This window comes from Hyphomonas johnsonii MHS-2, from assembly GCF_000685275.1.
In the GTDB taxonomy this organism is placed as follows: domain Bacteria; phylum Pseudomonadota; class Alphaproteobacteria; order Caulobacterales; family Hyphomonadaceae; genus Hyphomonas; species Hyphomonas johnsonii.
The window spans coordinates 256317-277447 of record NZ_ARYK01000001.1; the positions used below are offsets into that span (position 1 = coordinate 256317).

19 protein-coding genes and 1 tRNA gene are annotated in these 21131 nt (G+C 63.2%); 10 read left to right on the forward strand and 10 right to left on the reverse strand.

Annotation, left to right across the window (positions count from 1 at the left end; genetic code table 11):
- The first annotated feature begins 51 nt into the window (after nucleotides 1–51).
- The 3 genes from HJO_RS01325 to HJO_RS01335 all read left to right on the forward strand — a co-directional run bounded on the left by HJO_RS01325 (nucleotide 52) and on the right by HJO_RS01335 (nucleotide 5055).
- Complete coding sequence (locus HJO_RS01325; RefSeq protein WP_035612763.1) at nucleotides 52–1791, forward strand: amidohydrolase; 1740 nt, start codon at nucleotides 52–54, stop codon at nucleotides 1789–1791.
- Nucleotides 1792–1793: 2 nt separating this feature from the next.
- Nucleotides 1794–2786, forward strand: coding sequence for a thiamine-phosphate kinase (gene thiL, locus HJO_RS01330; RefSeq protein WP_035612766.1), 993 nt, complete (start codon nucleotides 1794–1796; stop codon nucleotides 2784–2786).
- A 118-nt stretch (nucleotides 2787–2904) separates the two neighbouring features.
- A complete protein-coding gene (locus HJO_RS01335; RefSeq protein ID WP_035612769.1) occupies nucleotides 2905–5055 on the forward strand; it encodes a sodium-translocating pyrophosphatase in 2151 nt (716 codons plus the stop codon).
- Nucleotides 5056–5128: 73 nt separating this feature from the next.
- On the opposite strand, the gene katG is transcribed toward HJO_RS01335, so the two are convergent.
- Nucleotides 5129–7303 (reverse strand): catalase/peroxidase HPI, encoded by a 2175-nt coding sequence (gene katG / locus HJO_RS01340; RefSeq protein ID WP_035612772.1) that lies wholly within the window; start codon nucleotides 7301–7303, stop codon nucleotides 5129–5131.
- Between the two features lie 215 nt (nucleotides 7304–7518).
- On the reverse strand, nucleotides 7519–7992 hold the full coding sequence (locus tag HJO_RS01345) for an outer membrane protein assembly factor BamE (protein ID WP_035612775.1): 474 nt from the start codon (nucleotides 7990–7992) through the stop codon (nucleotides 7519–7521).
- Nucleotides 7993–8067: 75 nt separating this feature from the next.
- Between HJO_RS01345 and HJO_RS01350 the strand changes: the two genes are divergently transcribed.
- The 7 genes from HJO_RS01350 to HJO_RS17440 all read left to right on the forward strand — a co-directional run bounded on the left by HJO_RS01350 (nucleotide 8068) and on the right by HJO_RS17440 (nucleotide 12662).
- Complete coding sequence (locus HJO_RS01350; RefSeq protein WP_051617944.1) at nucleotides 8068–8625, forward strand: ubiquinol-cytochrome C chaperone family protein; 558 nt, start codon at nucleotides 8068–8070, stop codon at nucleotides 8623–8625.
- A gap of 78 nt (nucleotides 8626–8703) precedes the next feature.
- Nucleotides 8704–9738 (forward strand): phosphate acyltransferase PlsX, encoded by a 1035-nt coding sequence (plsX, locus tag HJO_RS01355; protein WP_084141306.1) that lies wholly within the window; start codon nucleotides 8704–8706, stop codon nucleotides 9736–9738.
- Nucleotides 9739–9762: 24 nt separating this feature from the next.
- On the forward strand, nucleotides 9763–10734 hold the full coding sequence (locus HJO_RS01360; protein WP_035612781.1) for a beta-ketoacyl-ACP synthase III: 972 nt from the start codon (nucleotides 9763–9765) through the stop codon (nucleotides 10732–10734).
- A 137-nt stretch (nucleotides 10735–10871) separates the two neighbouring features.
- Complete coding sequence (locus tag HJO_RS01365; RefSeq protein WP_035612785.1) at nucleotides 10872–11165, forward strand: integration host factor subunit alpha; 294 nt, start codon at nucleotides 10872–10874, stop codon at nucleotides 11163–11165.
- Between the two features lie 23 nt (nucleotides 11166–11188).
- Nucleotides 11189–11665 (forward strand): MerR family transcriptional regulator, encoded by a 477-nt coding sequence (locus HJO_RS01370; RefSeq protein WP_051617946.1) that lies wholly within the window; start codon nucleotides 11189–11191, stop codon nucleotides 11663–11665.
- Nucleotides 11666–11718: 53 nt separating this feature from the next.
- Nucleotides 11719–11795 (forward strand) — tRNA-Pro (locus HJO_RS01375).
- Between the two features lie 339 nt (nucleotides 11796–12134).
- A complete protein-coding gene (locus HJO_RS17440; protein WP_051617948.1) occupies nucleotides 12135–12662 on the forward strand; it encodes a GNAT family N-acetyltransferase in 528 nt (175 codons plus the stop codon).
- Between the two features lie 227 nt (nucleotides 12663–12889).
- Here HJO_RS17440 and HJO_RS01385 read toward each other — a convergent pair whose 3' ends face one another.
- The 8 genes from HJO_RS01385 to HJO_RS01420 all read right to left on the reverse strand — a co-directional run bounded on the left by HJO_RS01385 (nucleotide 12890) and on the right by HJO_RS01420 (nucleotide 21089).
- Entirely contained in the window at nucleotides 12890–15067 is a 2178-nt protein-coding gene (locus HJO_RS01385; protein WP_156945380.1) for a S9 family peptidase, read from the reverse strand.
- 118 nt (nucleotides 15068–15185) lie between these two features.
- Nucleotides 15186–15596: a peptide-methionine (R)-S-oxide reductase MsrB gene (gene msrB, locus HJO_RS01390; RefSeq protein ID WP_035612790.1), complete on the reverse strand. Its 411-nt coding sequence runs from the start codon at nucleotides 15594–15596 to the stop codon at nucleotides 15186–15188.
- Between the two features lie 44 nt (nucleotides 15597–15640).
- A complete protein-coding gene (locus HJO_RS01395) occupies nucleotides 15641–16096 on the reverse strand; it encodes a MaoC family dehydratase (RefSeq protein WP_035612792.1) in 456 nt (151 codons plus the stop codon).
- A 156-nt stretch (nucleotides 16097–16252) separates the two neighbouring features.
- On the reverse strand, nucleotides 16253–16486 hold the full coding sequence (locus HJO_RS01400) for a family 1 glycosylhydrolase (RefSeq protein WP_035612794.1): 234 nt from the start codon (nucleotides 16484–16486) through the stop codon (nucleotides 16253–16255).
- A gap of 1 nt (nucleotide 16487) precedes the next feature.
- Nucleotides 16488–18035 carry an acyl-CoA synthetase gene (locus HJO_RS01405; RefSeq protein WP_035612796.1) on the reverse strand — a complete coding sequence of 516 codons (1548 nt, stop codon included), beginning with the start codon at nucleotides 18033–18035 and terminating at the stop codon, nucleotides 16488–16490.
- Nucleotides 18036–18143: 108 nt separating this feature from the next.
- Nucleotides 18144–18728, reverse strand: a complete 585-nt coding sequence (locus HJO_RS01410; protein ID WP_035612799.1) for a GNAT family N-acetyltransferase — start codon at nucleotides 18726–18728, stop codon at nucleotides 18144–18146.
- 76 nt (nucleotides 18729–18804) lie between these two features.
- Complete coding sequence (locus HJO_RS01415; RefSeq protein WP_035612802.1) at nucleotides 18805–19785, reverse strand: sterol desaturase family protein; 981 nt, start codon at nucleotides 19783–19785, stop codon at nucleotides 18805–18807.
- A complete protein-coding gene (locus tag HJO_RS01420) occupies nucleotides 19785–21089 on the reverse strand; it encodes a Xaa-Pro dipeptidase (protein WP_051617950.1) in 1305 nt (434 codons plus the stop codon). The genes HJO_RS01415 and HJO_RS01420 overlap by 1 nt, the downstream gene beginning before the upstream one ends.
- Between the last annotated feature and the right edge of the window lie 42 nt (nucleotides 21090–21131).

The following is a 21131-nucleotide window of genomic DNA, read 5'->3' on the forward strand; positions in this document are numbered from 1 at the left end:
TCATTCGCCCGAACGGTCAGGCTGCAAGCCAGATTGTCGGAGGGCATTTGCATGCGTCGTTTCATCCTGACTGCAGCCTTGTTGCTGGTCGCCGCCTGTTCCAGGGGCGGGAATGGCGCTGCCGCGGAGACCGGCGACGGGGCGGTGATCTATCCAGCCGCCAGTGTCGTGACGATGACGGCGCCGGATGCCGAGGTGACCGCCGTGGCGGTCCAGGACGGTCGTATCCTGGCGACCGGAAGTGTGGAGGAACTGACAAGGCGCCTGCCGAAAGCCAGCGTGGACCGCACATTCGAAGCCCAGGTCATCGTGCCGGGCCTGATTGATCCGCATGTCCATGTCATGCTGGGGGCGTTGCAGTACAACCTGCCCCTGACGCCGCCCTGGCCGATGGCCACGCCAGCCGGCATGCGGGCAGGAATCGGCACCCGTGACGGCTTCCTCGCCGAGGTGGCGGCGATCGAGGCCTCAATGCCGCCAGGCCAGCCTGCGGTCATCTACGGCTACCACAACCTCGTGCACGGCGACCTGACGCGGGCGGACCTCGATGCCATCAGCACCGAGCGCCCGCTGGTGATCTGGCATTATTCCAGCCATGACTTCTATCTCAACAGTGCCGCGATTGCCCGGGCCGGGTTCACGCCCGACCTGGCGAACAAATTCCACGGCGTCGACCTCGACGCGAATGGCGAACTGACCGGTCGGATCTATGAAGACGCTGCAGTCAGCGTGCTGGGCGCCTTCGGAGACGTGTTGCTGGCGCCGGAGAATGTCAGCGCCGGCTTCCAGGGGTTTTCCCGCATGCTGCGGGAGGCCGGCGTCACGACGACCGTTGAGATGGGCTATGGATTGTTCGGCTGGGAGATGGAGGATGCCAACATTCGCACCAATTGGCGCGATGCCCAGTCGGCCGGTTACAACCTCTACCTCGTGCCCGAATACCGGGCGCTGCAGCGCACATTCGGTGACGACCGCGTGCAGGCCGCGCTTGATCTGGCGAGCGGCAAGCGGGGCGCTGCGGCACCGGTCCTGCCGCGCGTCAAATTCTTCACGGATGGGGCATTTTACAGCCAGACAATGCGTCTTTCGCCGCCCGGATACCTGTCCGGACAGTCGAAAGGCAGCAATGGCCTGTGGGTGATGCAGCCCGGCGAGATCGCATCGACGATCCAGCCGTATTGGGATGCCGGGCTCGGCGTGAACATCCATTCCAACGGGGACGCGGCGCAGGGTGCGACGCTGGCGGCGCTGAAAACGCTGCGGGAAGGCGGTGGCGGCAATTCCTTCACCATCGAGCATGGCGGCCTGTTTTCGCCCGAACAGGTGGCGGAGGCCGGACGCCTGGAGGCCGGTGTCTCGGCCGCCAGCCACTATGTCTACTACATGGCCGACACCTATGCTGATCCGTTGGGCAGCCCGCGGGCCCAGTGGATTTCGCCGCTGGGTGCGCTGACCGATGCGGGTGTCGCCGTGACAGTGCATTCGGATGCGCCGCTCGCGCCGCCAGAGCCATTGCGGGCTGCCAGCGTGCACATCACGCGGGCGACACGCGAGGGCGGGACGTACCAGGCCACAATGGCCCTGACGCCCTACCAGGCGCTGGAAGCTGTCACGCTGGATGCAGCGCGGGCGATCGGGCTGGACGCTGAGATCGGTTCGATCGAGGCTGGGAAACGGGCGGATTTCACAATTCTGGGCGCAAATCCGCTCAACGTGGCGGGCGAGAACTGGACGGGGATTCCGATCTGGGGTGTCGTGCTGGCGGGTCAAAAGCACCCATTGGGCGACTGAATATGGCGGAAAAGGACTGGATCGCGCGCTATTTCGCGCCGCTGGCATCCGGGCAGGGGGCGGCCGGATTGCGGGATGATGTCGCGCAGTTGTCTATTGCCGGTCCTGTCGCAATCACAACAGATGCGATGGTGGAGGGGGTGCATTTCCTCAGCCGGGACCCGATTGACACGGTCGCGCGGAAACTTGTGCGGGCGAACGTGTCGGACCTGCTGGCGAGCGGCGCCGAGCCGGCTGAAGCGCTGCTGACACTCGGCTGGCCGGCCGCGCGGGGCGAGGCTGAAATCGCAGCATTTGCTGCAGCCTTGGGTGACGAGCTGGCGCGTTGGGGTGCCGGCCTCATCGGCGGTGACACGGTGGCAAACCCGGATCGCCTGTTCCTGTCCTTGACGCTGACCGGGCGCTGCCTGGCGGGCGCACCGGTGCGGCGTGCCGGGGCGAAGCCGGGAGATTGCGTGTGGTTGAGCGGATCCGTTGGGGGGGCCGCAAGGGGGTGGGACGGTCTTCACAGCGCCGCCGGCAGGGCGTGGCAGGAGGGGGGTAAGGACGCTGCCGCGCCGGCATGGGTCAGCGCCTACCGACTGCCGGAACTGCCGCCCCTTGGCATCGCGGGCCTGGTTGCCCGGTGCGCAAGTGCGGCGATGGACGTGTCCGACGGCCTCCTGATCGATGCCCGCAGCCTGGCCGCGGCGTCTGGTGCCGGCATTCACATCGCGCTCGAAAGCGTGCCGTTTGCGGGCGGTGCCGCGGACGAGGCCGAGATGCTGAAACTGGCGAGCTGGGGGGATGATTACCAGGTCCTGTTCACGGCGCCGGAGGGGCAGGCGTCGGAAATCGCCCAATTGGCGAAAAAGGAGGGCGTGAAACTCGCCCGAATCGGGAAAATAGTGGACGGGTCAGGCCTCGCACTCAGCTTGCATGACCGTAAAGTTAACCTGCCGGAAACCCTAGGGTTCGAGCATGGACGAGTCGGGTCGCCTGTGACTCGCCCCTGAAGCGAGGCGGGTTGCCTCAACCGGGGCGGGCTGGCAGGCAAAGGCCCATAAAACAAAGTAATGGCGACCCGGGGACAACCCGGGCCCGCAGACGGCTCAGGGAAGGAAGGAAATCCCCATGTGGTATTATTTAGCGCTCGGTGCGGGCGTTGTGTCAGTCTCGTTCGGCTGGCTCCAGATCAACTCGATTATGAAGTCCCCCTCAGGTGACCAACGGATGCGCGAAATCGCGCTGGCAATCCAGGAGGGCGCCAACGCCTACCTGAAGCGCCAGTATCGCACCATCGGCATCGTTGGGGTTGTCGTGGCCGTGATACTCCTCGTCCTGCTCGGCTGGAAAGCCGCGCTCGGCTTCATTCTCGGGGCCGTCCTGTCCGGCGCAGCCGGCTTTATCGGCATGCTGGTCTCGGTCCGCGCCAACGTACGCACGACGGAAGCCTCCAGGAGCGGCCTCAGCGCCGGCCTGGCACTGGCGTTCAAGTCTGGCGCCATCACGGGCATGCTGGTCGTTGGCCTCGCCCTGCTCGGCATCGTGCTTTATTACGGCCTGCTGACCGGTCCGCTCGAACTTGACCTGTCGGTCCGCGACGACAAGCGGGAAGTCATCGATGCACTTGTGTCGCTTGGCTTTGGTGCATCGCTGATCTCGATCTTCGCCCGTCTCGGCGGCGGTATCTTCACCAAGGGTGCAGATGTCGGCGGCGACATGGTGGGCAAGGTGGAAGCCGGAATCCCCGAGGATGACCCGCGCAACGCCGCAACCATTGCAGACAATGTCGGCGACAATGTCGGCGACTGTGCCGGCATGGCGGCTGACCTGTTCGAGACCTATGCCGTGACGCTGGTGGCGACCATGGTTCTGGGCGGCATCTATTTTGCCGATTCGAGCTATATTTCCGCCGTGATGATGCTGCCGCTGGCGATTGCCGCTGTGTGTATCGTGACGTCGATTGTCGGCACCTTCTTCGTGCGCCTCAGCAAGGGGTCCACGGACGTGATGTGGGCGCTCTACAAGGGCCTGATCGTTACCGGCGTGTTGTCGGTGGGCGGGCTCGCGATTGCCATTCACAGCGTCCTGCCGAACGGCTTCGGCGTGATGACGGATGCAGCACGCCTGCTTCACATGACCGGGGATGTCACAGGTCTCGACCTGTTCTTCTGCGGCGTCACCGGCCTTGTTGTGACCGGCCTGATCGTTGTGATCACGGCCTATTACACCGAGACCAAGTACCGTCCCGTCCGCTCGATCGCTCAGGCGTCAGAGTCGGGCCACGGCACGAACGTGATCCAGGGCCTTGCCGTTTCGCTTGAATCGACAGCGCTTCCGGCGCTGACGATCATGGGCGGCATCCTGCTGACGTTCAACCTGGCGGGCCTGTTCGGTATCGCAATTGCCACGACGACCATGCTGGCGCTCGCCGGTATCATCGTTGCCCTCGATGCCTTCGGCCCGGTGACGGACAATGCCGGCGGTATCGCGGAAATGGCTGAACTGCCGTCCGACGTTCGCAAGACGACTGACGCGCTGGACGCCGTTGGCAACACGACCAAGGCCGTGACCAAGGGCTATGCCATCGGTTCGGCGGGCCTCGGCGCGCTGGTTCTGTTCGCTGCCTATTCGGAGGACCTGAAATACTTCATCTCCGTGGCTGATCCGGATACGTTCTTCTACCAGATCCAGACCAATTTCGAGATCTCCAGCCCGTACGTGGTTGTCGGCCTGCTGTTCGGCGGCCTGTTGCCGTTCCTGTTCGGTGGCATGTCGATGATGGCCGTGGGCCGTGCAGCCCAGTCTGTGGTCGAAGAAGTGCGTCGCCAGTTCCGCGAAATGCCGGGCATCATGAAGGGCGAAGTGAAGCCTGATTATGGCCGCGCCGTGGATATCCTGACGCAGGCTGCGATCAAGGAAATGATCGTGCCGTCATTGCTGCCGGTGCTGTCACCGATCGTGCTGTTTGGCGTGATCTTCCTGATTGCAGGAACCGGTGCAGCCCTGTCGGCGGTCGGTGCCATGCTGCTCGGCGTGATCGTGACCGGCCTGTTTGTCGCCATCTCGATGACTTCGGGTGGTGGTGCATGGGACAATGCCAAGAAGTATATCGAAGACGGCCACCATGGCGGCAAGGGCTCTGAAGCCCACAAGGCTGCCGTGACCGGCGACACGGTCGGCGATCCCTACAAGGATACGGCCGGCCCGGCTGTGAACCCGATGATCAAGATCACGAACATCGTGGCCTTGCTGCTTCTTGCGGTGCTTGCCTCGCACTAGGCGGCAACACCCGGACAACAAAAAAGCCCCGGTGCGAATGCGCCGGGGCTTTTTCATTGGGGGCAGGGTGCGATCAGGCGAGGTCGAACCGGTCTGCGTCCATCACCTTGGTCCAGGCTGCGATGAAGTCGCTCACGAACTTCTCCTTGCCGTCATCTTGGGCATAGACCTCGGAATAGGCGCGAAGGATCGAGTTGGACCCGAAGACGAGGTCCGTGCGAGTCGCCGTCCACTTGACCTTGTCCGTCGAGCGGTCGCGGATTTCGTAGACGCCCTTGCCCGAGGGACGCCAGTAATTGTCCATGTCCGTCAGGTTGACGAAGAAATCATTCGTCAGCGCGCCGACACGGTCGGTAAACACGCCATGGGCTGTACCGCCATGATTGGTGCCCAATACGCGCATGCCACCGACAAGCACGGTCATCTCCGGGGCGGTCAGGCCCATCAGCTGGGTACGGTCGAGCATCAGCTCTTCCGGGCTGACGTCATAGTCCGCCTTGAGCCAGTTGCGGTAGCCATCGGCCAATGGTTCCAGCACGTCGAAGGAGTCGGCATCCGTCATCGCGTCGGTTGCATCGCCGCGTCCCGGCGAGAACGGCACCGTGGCCTTGACGCCTGCGGCCTTGGCGGCCTGCTCGATGCCGACATTGCCGGCAAGGACGATCACGTCAGCAATGCTTGCGCCGGTCTCGCTGGCAATGCCTTCGAGCACGCCCAGCACCCTGGCGAGGCGTTTGGGTTCGTTGCCTTCCCAATCCTTCTGCGGCGCGAGCCGGATGCGTGCACCATTGGCGCCACCGCGCATGTCGGAGCCACGATACGTCCGCGCGCTGTCCCAGGCCGTCGCCACCATGTCACTTACCGACAGGCCGCTGGACGCGATCTTCGCCTTTACGGCATCGACGTCGTAGCCGGTATTGCCGGCGGGAACCGGATCCTGCCAGATCAGGTCTTCCTGGGGGACTTCAGGACCGAAATAACGGGTCTTCGGACCCAGGTCGCGGTGGGTCAGCTTGAACCAGGCGCGGGCAAAGGTTTCCGAAAAATACTCGAAGTCGTTGTAGAAGCGCTCCGATATCTTGCGGTAATCCGGGTCCATCTTCATGGCCATGTCGGCGTCGGTCATGATCGGCATCTTGCGGATCGAGGGATCCTCGACATCGACCGGCATGTGCTCTTCCTTCATGTCGACCGGCTGCCACTGCCACGCGCCGGCAGGGCTCTTCTTCAGTTCCCACTCATAATTGAGCAGGAGGTCGAAATAGCCGTTGTCCCACTTGGTCGGGTGGGTGGTCCAGGCGCCTTCAAGGCCACTGGTCACGGCGTCGCGGCCGATGCCGCGGGTCTTGTGGTTGATCCAGCCGAAGCCCTGCTCCTCGATCGGAGCGGCTTCAGGCGCCGGGCCGAGATTGGATTCCAGACCGTTGCCGTGGGCCTTGCCGACCGTGTGCCCGCCAGCCGTCAGTGCGCAGGTTTCCTCGTCATCCATCGCCATGCGGGCAAAGGTGACGCGCACATCGTGCGCGGATTTCAACGGGTCCGGCCTGCCGTCGCGGCCCTGTGGATTGACGTAGATGAGGCCCATGTGGACCGCGCCGAGAGGCGCTTCCAGCGAGGCGGGGTCTTCCGAATTGGCGTAGCGAAGGACGCTGTCGGCGAGCCATTCCTTTTCCGAGCCCCAGTAGACGTCGCGTTCCGGCGCCCAGGTGTCTTCACGCCCGAAAGCGAAACCATAGGTCTTCAGGCCCATGGACTCGTAGGCGACATTGCCTGCAAGCAGGATCAGGTCGGCCCATGAGACCTTGTTGCCGTACTTGCGCTTGATCGGCCAGAGCAGGCGGCGCGCCTTGTCGAGGTTGCCATTGTCCGGCCAGGAATTGAGCGGTGCAAAGCGCTGGTTGCCGGTGCCGCCGCCGCCGCGACCGTCAAACAGCCGGTACGAGCCTGCCGAATGCCATGCCATGCGGATGAACAGGCCGCCATAATGGCCCCAGTCGGCCGGCCACCAGGGCTGGCTGTCGGTCATCAGGGCGGTCAGGTCCTGCTTGAGCGCCGGGACATCGAGCTTCTTGAGCTCTTCACGATAGTTGAAGTCCTTGCCGAGCGGGTTGGTCTTCGTGTCGTGCTGGCTGAGGATGTCGAGGTTCAGTGCGTTCGGCCACCATTCCATGACCGTCCTGCCGATAGCGGTCATCCCGCCATGCATGACCGGGCACTTGCCGCCGCTTCCCATATCATTACCGTCCATAATGCTCTCCGATTGCTAATTGCTGTCGGCAGGTTCGCCTGTGAGGATACATTACCGCGCCTGCAGTCATTGATCCAATCGATTCTGAGCGGGCGACCTATAGGGCGGGTCAATAGCAGGCAAACGGGGCCATCGCGGCATGGCCGCTGGCGGAATGAAAAAGGCCCCGGACCGTGAGGTCAGGGGCCTTTTTTGCATGGGTGGAGAGAGCGGTGTTAGCGACCGGTGGGGTTGCCGGGTGTGCGCTCGTCGGAGTTCGGCAGGCGGACGCCGCCGACCGTGCCGAAGATCTGCTCCCAGAGACCGAGTTCGCGACCGCGCGTCGGCGTTTCGCGGGCAGCATAATTGACGACTTCGCCATCGTCGGCCGAGTATTCGAGCACTTCATCGACCTTGTCGTCGTCGCCGAAACGGATCGCGGTGACGCTGCGATTGGTGATTTTCGGCTTGAAGAAGGCGATGCGCGACTGGACGTCGGACATGTAGACCCAGGTCTTGTCGTCGAACACGCTCTTGGTTGACGGCGAGCCCAGCTTGGCCAGCACGGTGGAGCGGGTGTCGACGTCCGGCGTCATGTCGCGCGGTTGGGCTTCGTCGGCGACATAGCCATGATAGTCCCGCGTCGGGGTGAGGCACGCCGTCAGGGGCAGTGTGAGAAGGCCAATGGCCAAAATCGCGCGTCGCGACATGGAGAAACTCCTGATAAGGCTTCGCCAGAGACCTAGCGGCAGCAGGGCCCCCTTGGCAACACAGGAGTACATGCGATGGGCTTTTCGATTGGCTGGTTGCAACAGGGAAAGACGCAGAAGGCCGCCGCTGCCGTGGCCTACAGGCACATGATGCAGGCGGCGCTGGCCCCGGATTTCTATGCGGCAGGCGCTGTGCCGGACACGTTCGACGGGCGCGGGCAGATGGTGACATTGTATTCGGCGCTGGCCGCGCGGCGACTGCGGGCCATTGGCAGCACAGACGCAAGGAAGATCGCCGCCCGACTCAATACGCTGGTGCTGGACGGGTTTGATGCGGCGTTTCGCGAACAGGGCGTGGGCGATTCGTCGATCGCGAGGAAGGTGCGGGCACTGGCTGAGGCCTATTATGGCCTTGGAACAGCGTTGAACGCGGCCTTGGATACAGGCGACGCAGACCAGGTGGCAGCGGTGCTGGTGCGCAACGGCATGGCCGGGCATGACGGCGCAAACACCCTGACAGCCCATATTCGCCAGCAATCAGAACAGATCGCGGCGCAGCCTGACAGCGAAATCCTGGCCGGCGAATTTGCCTGGAGCGTGCTGTCGGGTGCGCTGCCGAACGTACAGGCGTAGCGTTGCCAACCGGGGTGACGCGCCGTAAACAGCGCAAAACCGGAAGCGACGCGTTTCCGCCTGATCTGGAAGGCCCGAATGGCTAAAGGCACAATTCTTTCGATTGATGCCATGGGAGGTGATGCGGCGCCCGACGTCCCTGTCGAGGGCGCGGCTGTCCTGCTGGCCCGGCGGGCCGATATCACCCTGCTGATGCATGGCGACGAAGCGCTGCTGGCGCCGCTGGTCGACGCGCAAGCCGCGCTCAGGGGGCGCTGCACGATCGTGCACACCGATGCCGTCATCACCAGTGACATGAAGCCCAGCCAGGCGCTGCGCCGCGGCAAGGGATCGTCAATGTGGAACGCGATCGAGGCGGTCAAGAACGGCGAAGCCGGGGCAGCCGTCTCGGCAGGCAATACCGGCGCGCTGATGGCGATCTCGATGTTGATCCTGCGCAAGATGGAAGGCGTGCACCGGCCGGCGATGACGGCCCTCTGGCCCACCGTGCGCGGCCGGACAGTCGTGCTGGACGTTGGCGCCAACCTGGAAGCGGACGCTGCGCAGCTGGTGACGTTCGCGATCATGGGCGAGGCCTATGCGCGCGCGGCGCTGGATATCGAGAAACCATCGATCGGCCTGCTCAATATCGGGTCGGAAGAGATGAAGGGCCATGATGAAGTGCGCGAAGCGCATGAATGGCTCCGCACAGCAACGCTCGACATGGATTATCGCGGCTTTGTCGAAGGCGACGACATTTCAAAGGGCGCGGTCGACGTGGTCGTCACCGACGGCTTTACCGGCAATGTCGCACTGAAGGCCGGCGAGGGCGTGGCCCGCATGCTGGCGAGCCGCATGCGTGAAGCGTTCACGGCGAACCTCCGGTCCAAGCTGGGCGCGGCGCTCGCAATGGACGGCCTGAAGCGCCTGCGTGAGCAGATGGACCCGAGCAACGTGAATGGCGGCGTGCTGCTGGGCCTTGGCGGCGTGTCGGTCAAGAGCCACGGCGGCACGGATGCGCGCGGATTTGCCAAGGCCTGCGAACTGGCAGCGGCGCTGGCCGAAAGTGATTATCGGGACAAGATTATTGCCAACCTGCTTCGAGTAAGGGAAAGCGGTCTGGCGGCCGGATAGGCCGCCGCCGACGAAAGGATATTCATGGCGAGACGCAGTTTCATTCGCGGCACTGGTGGCTACCTTCCCGAAAAGGTGCTGACCAATGACGACTTGTCCGAGATGCTCGACACATCGGACGAGTGGATCCGTGAGCGGACCGGAATCCGCAAGCGCCATGTCGCGGCCGATGGCGAACTGACGTCTGATATTGCGACTGCAGCGGCGCGGCAGGCAATTGAAGCTGCCGGAATGGATGCGTCCGATATCGACTTGATCGTGCTGGCCACGACCACACCGGACCAGACCTTCCCGGCAACCGCCACGGCGGTTCAGGCAAAGCTGGGCCTTGGATCGAGTGCGGCGTTCGATGTGCAGGCCGTGTGTTCCGGCTTCCTGTTCGGGCTGGCAACCGCCGACAGCATGCTGAAGCAGGGCCTGTTCAACCGGGCGCTGGTGATCGGCGCGGAGACATTTACGCGTATCCTCGACTGGTCCGACCGGGGCACGGCCGTGCTGTTCGGCGATGGTGGCGGGGCCGTGGTGATTGAGGCGACGGAATGGGACGGCGCGGCCGATGCCGGCATCATCACGCACCACATCCGCACCGATGGCACCAAGTCCAACCTGCTGTATGTCGATGGCGGTGTCAGTTCGACCGGCACGATCGGGCATGTGCGCATGGAGGGCAACCGCGTCTTCAAGCACGCAGTGACGAACATTTCCTCGGCCATCCAGACGGTCCTCGACGAGACCGGCCTGACGGCGGCCGACATCGATTGGTTCGTGCCTCACCAGGCCAACAAGCGCATTCTTGACGGCGTGGCCAAGAAGATGGGCATCGCCGAGGAAAAGGTTGTGGTGACGGTTGACGAGCATGCCAACACATCGGCGGCTTCGATCCCGCTGGCGTTGAACCATGCGGTGCGTACCGGCCGGGCCAAGCCGGGTGATCTGATCCTGTCTGAAGCCATGGGCGGAGGATTTTCCTGGGGCGCCAGCCTGTTCCGCCTCTAGGGCGCGCCGGTGTTCGGGCTCGCCTTTTTTAGGCCGAATCGCACAAATCGAAACTTCTCAACGAATTAACCTGACGGTTTCGCTAGGAATCCGTTAAGTTTCATTGGCTATCCATTAACGAAAGGCGAGAGAACCTCATGAGCAACCAGACCCTGACCCGTGCCGAAGTGACTGACGCCATCGTCCGCGAAGTGGGCGTGACCCGGCAGGAATCCTCGGATTTGCTGGACCGCACGCTGGACCTGATTGGTAGCGCGCTGGAACACGAAGACGAAGTGAAGCTCTCCCGTTTTGGCAATTTCGTGGTGCGATCGAAATCCGCCCGCGAAGGCCGCAACCCGAAAACCGGCGAAGAAGCCGTGATTGCGCCAAGGCGCGTCGTCACCTTCCGCCCATCCCCCATGCTCAAGTCCCACGTCGACAAGGGCTGAGCCACACTCACAAGGATAGCGACATGACTGCAACCCGGGCCCGAGTCGAAAAATCAGCAAAAGCCTTCCGTTCGATCGGTGAGGCGGCTGCCGAGCTGGGCCTTGAAACGCATGTCCTGCGCTATTGGGAAAGCAAGTTCCCGCGCGAAGTGCGCCCGGTGAAGCGGGCCGACGGGCGTCGCCTGTTCCGGCCGCAGGACCTCGATGCGTTGCGGGCGATCCAGATACTGGTGCATGAACGCGGCCTGACGCTGAAAGGCGCCAAGGCGCTGATGGCCGAGCAGGGCCTGAAGGCCGTGCTGTCAGGTGCGGCGACGCTGGGCAGCGCTGGCGGCACGAGCCCGGCGCGTGACCTGCAGGAGACCGTGGCCAAGGCGTTCAGCGCCGAAATGGCCACCGGAACGGATACCGAGCGTCAGGAACGCCTGGCAGATGCGCTGAACGGCCTGACAGACCTGAAAGCACGGCTCGACGCCCTGCGCGACCGGCGCGCGGCCTAAACCCACATAAGTGATTGCGAACGGCGGGTGGCTTGGTTACAAGCCGCCAGAGTCGGAGCGTGGCGCAGCCCGGTAGCGCACTCGCCTGGGGGGCGAGGGGTCGTAGGTTCGAATCCTATCGCTCCGACCATTTCCAAACGGTGGCGCAACGCGCCTGAAATCGAGCGAGACCCGATTTCAGTGAGGAAATGCCCGACGCGCCAGTGAGGCCTTCCATGGCGGCTCCCGTATCGGCCTTCCGGGCCTCACATGAACCGGGCTCAGGACTTTACAATATTTGCCTGTTGGTCAGGAGCAGCCATTGCGAACGGGATTCACTCGTGGCCGCTATGGGCCCTGTGTTGCCGGTCGCCGTCCGACGCCATCGTTTTTGCACTACGATCTCGCCATCGGTGTGATTTCAGCCGTTTCCAAGCTCCAGCCGACGGCATAGCATGGGCCTCACGTCGAAAGGGCTTCGGGGAAGCAAATGAGCTTGCAGTTCATACGAGCGGACTTGGTGCGCGATCGTGACGTGCTCAAACGCTTCAATGTCGAATATCTCACGTGGATCGGCGACGCAGTGCAGGAGCGGTTTGGACTCGTGCTGTCGGATCTCTTGGGCGCCTCGATTCCAGATTACGTGGATCGCGAATTAGAGAAGCTTTGCGAAGGCACGCCTCCGGATGGCGTGTTCTATCTCGTTTTGAATGAGAAGACTGCAGTTGGTATGGGAGGGATGCGCCGCGTCGGAGGTGACATCGGCGAGATCAAACGCATTTACGTCCCAAAGGCGGTCCGAGGCGGTGGCGTCGGGGTAAAGATATTGGATCGGCTCATCGCAGATGCGCGATCATTTGGTTATCGGGAGCTAGTTCTGGACACCGGCCCCTTCATGAACTCTGCCCATCGCCTCTACGAAGCGGCGGGGTTCATCGACATTCCAGCTTATGCCGAGGCTGAGGTGCCACAGGCCTTGCACCATGATTGGCGCTTCATGCGGTGTAAGCTCGGTTAGGCAATGACGCCTTCACGAGTGACGCTTTGTGCCAGCCAAAGAGCCCGGCGGCAGCGGCAGGATGTGGTGAAAAGCTGACGTTCTGCAAAGTCTGCCGCTATGTCCGCTCTTAAGCCGAAAGCAGCCCAAGTCTTCCAACCATGTGAGACTATCCAACCCCGCTTTCTCGCGTTTGGTCGAAAGTCGGCGACCCGGCAACGCTTGCGCGCCGGGCCGCCGGAAAAAGTTCAGTCGTCCCCGGAAAGATTCAGCGCGTCCGTCTTGCCGACGGCGGCGAGGGCGAAGGCGTATTCAATGGCGGTTTCTTTCAGGCCCTCAAAGCGCCCGGATGCGCCGCCATGGCCGGCTTCCATGTTGATGCGCAGGAAGTAGGGACCGCCATTCGGTGCTTCGTGGCGCAGCTTCGCGGCCCATTTGCTGGGCTCCCAATAGGTGACGCGCGGGTCGGACAGGCCGCCGGTAATCAGCATGGCCGGGTAGGGCTGGTCAGTGACATGGTCGTACGGGCTGTAGGCGAGGATGGTGTCATAGTCGGTTTCACTGGTCAGCGGGTTGCCCCATTCGGGCCATTCCGGCGGCGTCAGCGGCAGGCTCTCGTCGGACATGGTGTTGAGCACGTCGACGAAGGGCACGGCGGCGATGATGCCGGCGAAGAGTTCCGGGTCCATGTTCGCCGCAGCGCCCATCAGCAGGCCGCCTGCCGACCCGCCGTGGCCGATGATCCTGCCTTTGGACGTATAGTGCTGGTCGACCAGGTAATGGCCGGCCGCGATATAGTCCTTGAAGGTGTTGGCCTTCTTCTCGAGCTTGCCGTCGAGATACCATTGATAGCCCTTGGCCATCGAGCCGCGCGGGTGGACGATGGCGTAGACAAAGCCGCGATCAACCAGGCTGAGGCGCCCGGTGCGGAAGTCTGCCGGGATGGTAATGCCGTAGGAGCCGTAGCCGTAGAGCAGAAGCGGGGCTGTGCCATCGACCGGCGTGTCCTTGCGGCGCAACAGCGTCACCGGCACCCGTTCGCCATCCCATGACGGGGCCATGACGCGCTCCGAGACATAGTCGTCCGGATTGTGGCCGGAGGGGACTTCGCGGGTCTTGCGCAGGGTGCGTTCGTGGGTGGTGAGGTCGTAGTCGATGACCTGGTCGGGCGTGGTCGGCGAGGCGTAGTCGAAACGCAGGATCGGCGTGTTGAAATCATAGCCGCTGTCGAGGCCGAGATCGTAGGCCGCCTCGTCGAAGCTGATTTCATGTTCGGCGCCATCGGCGCGGGCGCGCACGACAATGCGGGGCAGGCCGTTCTCGCGCTCCATGCGGGCCAGATAGTCCTTCTGGGGCTGCATGCCGAGCAGCAGCGTGCCGGGGCGATGCGGGATGACCTCTTCCCACTGGTCGCGGGAGGTGGCCTCCATCGGCGCCTTCATCATCTTGAAATCGATCGCACCGTCGAGATTGGTGATGATGTAGAACTGGCCGGCCCAGTGGACGACCGAATATTCATTGTCGGTCTGGCGCGGTGCGACCGTGTGCAGGACCGGGTTCAGCTCGCTGGCCTTGAACCAGTGGATTTCCGACGTTGTGTGGCCGGAGGCGTTGATGAAGATCACCTCTTCACTGACGCTCTTGTCGATGCCGACGAAGAAGCCGGGGTCTTTCTCCTCATACAGCAGCGTGTCTTCGCCGGTGGCGAGGTTGCGCTGGTAGACCGCGTCAGGGCGGGCGTTCTCGTCGCGGTGAACCCAGACGATGGCCTGGCCATTGGCCGACCATTCGAAGCTGCCATAGGCATTGTCGATGATCGCGGCGGTTTCTTCGCCGCTGGCGATGTCCTGGACGTGGATCTGGTAGAACTCGCTGCCCTGCGTATCGATCGAATAGGCGACGCGTTCGTGGTCGGGGCTGGTGTCGATGCCGCCGAAGGCGAAATAGTCCTTGCCCTTGCCCATCGCGTCGCCGTCCAGGAGGATCGTCTCGGGCGCATCGGGATTGAAGGCGTCTGTCGCCGGGCGGCGGGCGATGATCGGATATTCGCCGCCCTGACGGTAGCGCGTGTAATAGGCCCACGGGCCGTCAATCTCCGGGACCGTGCTGTCGTCTTCCTTGATGCGGCCGCGCATTTCCTTGAACAATTCGTCGCGCAGCGCCTCGGTCGGGGTTTCGAGGACGGCCTTGGTGTAGGCGTTCTCGGCTTCGAGATAGGTGCGGATATCTTCGCGCAGCACGGTGGGGTCGCGCATGACCTCCTGCCAGTTGTCGTCCTTCATCCAGTAATAGGGGTCGTTACGTGTGCGACCGACCTGCGTGGTCTCGTGGTCGATGCGGGGGGCGACAGGGGCGGTGGGGGCGGTGGCTGCGGCAGGCGCGGCCGGGGCAGCAGCCGTGTCAGCGGCGAGCTTTCGGTCAGTCATGGTACATCCTGTCAGGAGCGCGATGGTGGCGAGGAGAAATGATAGGCGCATGGGCGCGTTCCCTGTTCCGGTTTCGAGACGCCCGAATGGACCAGCGGGCGGAGCGGTCTGTCCAGCCCTATTCCGACGGGCGAAAATCGAGCACGATGCCGTTGATGCACCAGCGCTCGCCTGTCGGTGGCGGACCGTCCTTGAACACGTGGCCCTGGTGCAGGCCGCACGTGGCGCAATGGCATTCGGTACGCGGGATGATCATCTTGAAATCGGTCTTGGTGGCGACAGCGTCGGGCGAGGCGGGCTGCCAGAAGCTGGGCCAGCCGGTACCGCTTTCGAACTTGTGCTCCGACGACCAGAGAACGGTGTCACAGCCCTTGCAGTGGAACAGGCCCTTGCGCTTCTCGTCATTGAAGCTGCCGGGCGTGAAAGGACGCTCTGTGCCCTCCTTGACGCCCACGCGGAATTCTTCCTCGGTGAGGAGTTCGCGCCATTCGCGGTCCGAACGCTGAATCTTGGTTTTGGTCTTGGTCATCGGGAGGGCTCCATATCGTGGTTCCCTCCCAATATAGGCATGGATCAGCCGTAAAGCACGGTGATCGATTCAGCGACGAGCGCGGGGCGCTCCTGGCCTTCGATTTCGACCGTGCTTTCCATGATCATCTGCTTGCCACCGGACTTCTCGGTGACGGACTTGCATTTCTGGCGCAGGCGGACCTTGGAGCCGACGGGCACCATGTTGGTGAAGCGGACCTTGTCGGAACCGTAATTGATGCCGCGCGTGACGCCGGACACGTTCAGGACTTCCGATCCGAGCATCGGCAGAAGCGAGAGCGTGAGGAAGCCGTGTGCGATCGGGCCGCCCATGGCCTTGGTGGCGCGCTCGACATCAACGTGGATCCATTGGTGGTCGCCAGTCGCGTCTGCAAACTTGTTGACACGGTCCTGGTCGATCAGGTGCCAGTCGGATACGCCGACTTCCTGTCCAGCGAGGGATTCCAGGTCGGCAAAGGCGACTTTTTTCGGGTTGGCCATAAAGGAGTTCCTCCAGAGTTTGTCCTTATGCCTGTTCTGGCGCGGGCGGCGCGATCGGGCAAGGTTTACCGAGCGTCAATTTGCTGGACGGCGGGATGATTCTGCCGAATACTTCCCCAAGCGGTGGGCTGCTTGAGAACCATCACAACAACCAGATCAGCGTTTCTGGAAGGGCCTGCTGTATTCTGGCGTCAGCGTGATCCTCATCCCGATCCTCGAGCTGGGCATTCTCAGCGGATTGGCCGCACTATTGGGTGAAATTCCAGACAGCCGCTCTTCAGGGCCGCTGTTTGCGTTCCAGGCTGGCGCACCCGTCAGGCCGAACCGCGGGGCATAGCCCTTGGCCCATTCGAAATTGTCGAGCATCGACCAGTCGCCAGCCTGAACCATGTCAGATGATCCGGCTGCCGGTCTTGCCCCAATACTTGTCGCGGATCAGGCGCTTGTAGAGCTTGCCCGTTGCATGGCGCGGCAGGTCCGGTTCGAAGTCGATGCTTTTCGGGCATTTGAGTTTCGACAGGTTGGCCAGGCAGAACGCCATCAGTTCAGCGGCGAGTTCGGGCGATGGGGCGATGCCGGGCATGGGCTGGACCACCGCCTTCACGGCTTCGCCGAATTCCTCGTCAGGCACGCCGATGACCGCGCAGTCGGCGACTTTCGGGTGGGTGATCAGGATGTTCTCCGTCTCCTGCGGATAGATGTTCACGCCGCCGGAAATGATCATGAAGGCCTTGCGGTCTGTCAGGTAGAGGAAGCCGTCTTCGTCGACCTTGCCGACATCGCCGAGCGACGACCAGTCACGATGCTTGGGGTTGAGCGCGGCATCATTCTTCTCGGGCGAATTGTGATAGTTCGGCGGAGGCGTTCCGCCGAAATAGACTTGGCCTTCCTCGCCGACCGGCACTTCGTCGCCGTTCTCGTCACAGATGTGCAGTTCGCCCCAGATCGCCCGGCCGACGGTGCCCTTGTGGGTCAACCAGTCGGGACTCTTGACCCAGGTCATGCCGTTGCCTTCCGAGCCGGCATAATACTCGTCGATGATCGGGCCCCACCAGGCGATCATCTTCTCCTTGACCGGCACAGGGCAGGGCGCGGCCGCGTGGACAACCCATTTGAGGCTGGAGACGTCGTACGTGTTGCGTACGTCTTCCGGCAGCTTCAGCAGCTTCACGAACATGGTCGGCACCATCTGGATGTGGGTGACCTTGTAGTGCTGGATATGGGACAGGAATGTTTCCGGATCGAATTTTTCCATGATCACGAGCGTTGCGCCGAGCCGCGTGAAGGACATGCAGTAGCGTAGCGGCGCGGCATGGTAGAGCGGGGCGGGCGACAGGTAGACGGAATCCTCGTTGGCACCGGAAAGGGCCTTCAGGATGTCGCCGAGGACGTTCGGCTGGTCGATCGGCTGGTTCGGCTCCAGCGGCGGCCGGATGCCCTTGGGCTGTCCGGTCGTCCCGGAGGAATAGAGCATGTCGGTGCCGGCCATCTCGTCGGCGATGGGTGAGGCGGGGAACCCGGCCCTGTGCGTTTCCAGGGCAACAAAGCCCGGAATGTCACCATCGATTGACCAATAGTGATCGAGACTGGTTGCGGCCTTGGCCTGGACGGCGACGTCGCGCTTGGAATGCCCGGCGATGAACAGCTGTGCGCCGGAATCGGTGAGGATGTATTCCACTTCGGATGCGGTCAGGCGGGACGAGACCGCGACATAGTAGAGGCCCGCACGCTGGGCGGCCCAGCAGATTTCGAAATAGCGGGGCGAGTTCTCGGCATAGAGTGCAATCGTGTCGCCGGGCTTGCAGCCGGCCGCACGCAGCGCGTGGGCAATCTGGTTCGAGCGTTCGTCGAGTTGGCGGAAGGTGACGACCTCGCCGCTGCCCGCCATGATGTAGGCGGGATGGTCGGGGCGGGCCTTGGCGTGGTGGAAGGGGTGCATGAATTGGTTTCTCCGTGGGTGGCGGCGCCTCTGGCGGGGCCTGCCATGCTGCTGGGCAGAGCTTACCTGTCCTGCTGCCTGCGTCCACTGGGGACCTTGGGGAAAGTGTCAGAACGTCCGCAGCCAGTAATTCATGGGGTGGGGGAGGTCCGGACCATGCTCCGTCTCCGGCCAGTCGAACTGGCAGGTGGCATCCGGCAGCTTGCGGTAACCGCGCTTGGTCCAGAATGCGTCGAGGGGGCGGTAATTCGCCGGGCGGGCCGGGTGGTCGGCCGGGCGTTCGACGGCGCAGAAGCACGCGCGCTTGTAGCCATTGACGACCGCATGTGCCTCCCGGGCATCGAAGAAGGCATTGCCCAGCCCCCGGCCACGATAAGCTGGCAGGAGCACGGATTCGCCGAAATAGAAGGTCGAGGCGAGGCTGTACCCGGCGTTTTCGAGCGGGCTGGCAAATGCGGCATCCCGGCGCGTCAGGGCCGACCCCGTCGCGCAGCCGACAATGTTGCCATGGTCGGTTTCAGCGACCACGATGAGGGCGTCCAGCGCCGCGCCGAAGCTGCGCATGTAGGCCTGCTCGCGGGTCGTGGTGCCGGCGTAGAGATAAGGGAAGGCGCGCAATACCTGGATGCGGAGATGCGCGAGGGCGGGCAGGGCCCGCTCAAGGTCAATGCCGGTCAGGGTGCGGACAATCATGAGGCCTGGCGGATCCGTTCCCCGGGGTCGCGCCGGGTGAGTGCGGCAGGGTGCCGGGCGATGATCGCCGTGATGTTCATGGCGCGCGGGTGTCGGCGCGGGGCAGGCCCGGCGAGCCGGCGAGTTCCGGATGCTGCGAAACATGGGCGGCCTTCAACTCGACCGACCGGTTGTGCTGGCCGTCAGGGCTCCAGCCCGGCGCATTGATCGCGCGGCGGATCCAGCGGTCGGGCCGGAAGCCGTCACGGGCGCAATCCCGCAACAGTCCGCCCAGTTCGTGAAAGGCGATGACGAACGGATTGTAGCTGGTGAGCGGCTTGACGATGCCATAGATCGGCTGTTCGGCGTCCAGCTCGGGGACAAATGTCCCGAACATCTTGTCCCAGATGATGAACACGCCGGCATAGTTGGAGTCGAGATAGCGCGGGTTGGTGGCGTGGTGGACGCGGTGATGCGACGGCGTGTTGAACACGGCCTCGAACCAGCCGGGCATGCGGCCCACCGCCTCGGTATGGATCCAGAACTGGTAGATCAGGTTCAGCCCGGCGACAAAGAAGATGAGGTAGGGGTGGAAGCCGATCAGCACCATCGGTAATCCAAGCAGGATCAGGCCGGTGAACGGCCCGAACCAGGGCTGACGAAGCGCCGTGGTGAGGTTGTAGTGCGTGCTGGAATGGTGGGTCACGTGTTCCATCCAGAACCAGCGGATGCGATGGGCCAGCCTGTGCTTCCAGTAATAGGTGAAGTCGTAGATGAGGAAAGCCAGTGCCACGCTCCACCAGGTAAACGGGATGCCGTCAAAGCCCCAGCCGGAAATCGTCGATACCGAAAGATGATAGGGCCACGCCAGGAGCATCAGCCAGAGCGTTGCAAAGCCGGTCAGCGTGTTCACCACGACATTGCCCATGCCCATGGCCATCGAGGCGATCGCGTCCTTGGTTTCGTACCGGCCCTTGGCGCGCCCGGTCTTGACCGCCCACCATTCCCAGGCGACCGACAGCACGAAGAGTGGCGCGGCAAGTGTCGTCGGGTCTATCGAGGAAAGCCATTCAGGCATCAGCGGATTCCCACAGCCTCGATGCCGTCCTGCTTGTAGACGTGGCCGGCCTTCATGATGAAGTCGACGTTCTCCAGGATCGAGATGTCCTTGAGCGGATCACCACTGACGGCGACAAGGTCGGCGGCGCAGCCAACGTCAAGGCAACCGAGCATGCCCGTCTTGTCCAGCGCTTCGGCGGCGGTGGCGGTCGCGGCAGTGATCGCCTGCATCGGCGTCATGCCGAACTGGACCATGCGGGAGAACTGCTTCGGATTGTCGCCGTGCGGATAGACACCGGAATCCGACCCGAACACCATTTTCGCCCCGGCCTTGTTGGCGGCGGTGAAGCTGGCGCGCTGAATGCGGGAGATCGATTTCTCCTTCTCCATGGATTCCGGCAGCACACCGTTCTTCTCGCCCTCGGCCAGCGTGTATTCGGTGTTGTAGATGTCCATCGAGAGGTAGGCGCCCTTCTCCTTGGCGAGTGCGATTGTCTCGTCATCAAGGATGCTGGCATGTTCGATCGTGTCGACACCGGCGAGCAGGGCGTTGCGGATGCCGGTCGTGCCGTGGGCATGGCTCGCGACCTTCAGGCCGCGGGCATGGGCTTCCTCGACAATCGCGGTGAGTTCCTCGAGCGTACCCTGGGCCGCGCCGAGGCTGGTGCCCTTGGAGAAGACGCCACCGGTCGAGCAGGTCTTGATCAGGTCGACGCCATACTTGATGTTCTCGCGGACCTTGGCGCGCATCTCCCACGGGCCATTGGCGACGCCTTCACCTGTCAGGTGGTATTCTGCCGGCAGCAGGTTGATGTCCGAACAGTGGCCGCCGGTGATGCCCACGGGCGGACCGGAGACGTACATGCGCGGGCCGGGCACGTCGCCCTCGTTGATGGCATCGCGCAGGGCGATGTCGCCATAGCTGTCGGCACCGACATTGCGGACAGTGGTGAAGCCGGCGAGCAGGGTCAGCCGGGCATTCTTGACGCCGGTGATTGCTGCGCGCTCGTCCGAAAAGCCAAGCGACTCATAGGCGCCGACATCGGCATCGCCTGTCAGGTGGGTGTGCATGTCGATGAAACCCGGCATGACCGTTTCGGTGCCGAGGTCGATCACGGTCGCGCCCTTCGGGACTTTCAAGGCGCTCTGGGTGCCGGATGCGATGACCTTGCCATCGTCGATCACGATTGCGGCGGCGCGCGTGACATTGCCGGAAACCGGGTCGATCAGCGTGCCGGCCCTGACATAGACCGGGTCTGCATGCGCGGCACTGCCTGCAGCAATCAAAGCGGCGCCGAGGACGGCCAGGTCGGTAATTCTCATGATGGGATCAGCCTTGTCATTTGCGGGTTGGCGCGACTATCA

Bases quoted from the DNA above. Each gene is read 5' to 3' on its own strand.
- HJO_RS01335 (WP_035612769.1), top strand. From the start codon at position 2,905: ATGTGGTATTATTTAGCGCTCGGTGCGGGCGTTGTGTCAGTCTCGTTC.
- HJO_RS01325 (WP_035612763.1), top strand. From the start codon at position 52: ATGCGTCGTTTCATCCTGACTGCAGCCTTGTTGCTGGTCGCCGCCTGT.
- plsX (WP_084141306.1), top strand. From the start codon at position 8,704: ATGGCTAAAGGCACAATTCTTTCGATTGATGCCATGGGAGGTGATGCG.
- HJO_RS01350 (WP_051617944.1), top strand. From the start codon at position 8,068: ATGGGCTTTTCGATTGGCTGGTTGCAACAGGGAAAGACGCAGAAGGCC.
- msrB (WP_035612790.1), bottom strand. From the start codon at position 15,596: ATGACCAAGACCAAAACCAAGATTCAGCGTTCGGACCGCGAATGGCGC.
- HJO_RS01405 (WP_035612796.1), bottom strand. From the start codon at position 18,035: ATGCACCCCTTCCACCACGCCAAGGCCCGCCCCGACCATCCCGCCTAC.
- HJO_RS17440 (WP_051617948.1), top strand. From the start codon at position 12,135: ATGAGCTTGCAGTTCATACGAGCGGACTTGGTGCGCGATCGTGACGTG.
- HJO_RS01415 (WP_035612802.1), bottom strand. From the start codon at position 19,785: ATGCCTGAATGGCTTTCCTCGATAGACCCGACGACACTTGCCGCGCCA.
- HJO_RS01370 (WP_051617946.1), top strand. From the start codon at position 11,189: ATGACTGCAACCCGGGCCCGAGTCGAAAAATCAGCAAAAGCCTTCCGT.
- HJO_RS01400 (WP_035612794.1), bottom strand. From the start codon at position 16,486: ATGGTTCAGGCTGGCGACTGGTCGATGCTCGACAATTTCGAATGGGCC.
- thiL (WP_035612766.1), top strand. From the start codon at position 1,794: ATGGCGGAAAAGGACTGGATCGCGCGCTATTTCGCGCCGCTGGCATCC.
- HJO_RS01360 (WP_035612781.1), top strand. From the start codon at position 9,763: ATGGCGAGACGCAGTTTCATTCGCGGCACTGGTGGCTACCTTCCCGAA.
- HJO_RS01385 (WP_156945380.1), bottom strand. From the start codon at position 15,067: ATGACTGACCGAAAGCTCGCCGCTGACACGGCTGCTGCCCCGGCCGCG.
- katG (WP_035612772.1), bottom strand. From the start codon at position 7,303: ATGGACGGTAATGATATGGGAAGCGGCGGCAAGTGCCCGGTCATGCAT.
- HJO_RS01365 (WP_035612785.1), top strand. From the start codon at position 10,872: ATGAGCAACCAGACCCTGACCCGTGCCGAAGTGACTGACGCCATCGTC.
- HJO_RS01410 (WP_035612799.1), bottom strand. From the start codon at position 18,728: ATGATTGTCCGCACCCTGACCGGCATTGACCTTGAGCGGGCCCTGCCC.
- HJO_RS01395 (WP_035612792.1), bottom strand. From the start codon at position 16,096: ATGGCCAACCCGAAAAAAGTCGCCTTTGCCGACCTGGAATCCCTCGCT.
- HJO_RS01345 (WP_035612775.1), bottom strand. From the start codon at position 7,992: ATGTCGCGACGCGCGATTTTGGCCATTGGCCTTCTCACACTGCCCCTG.
- HJO_RS01420 (WP_051617950.1), bottom strand. From the start codon at position 21,089: ATGAGAATTACCGACCTGGCCGTCCTCGGCGCCGCTTTGATTGCTGCA.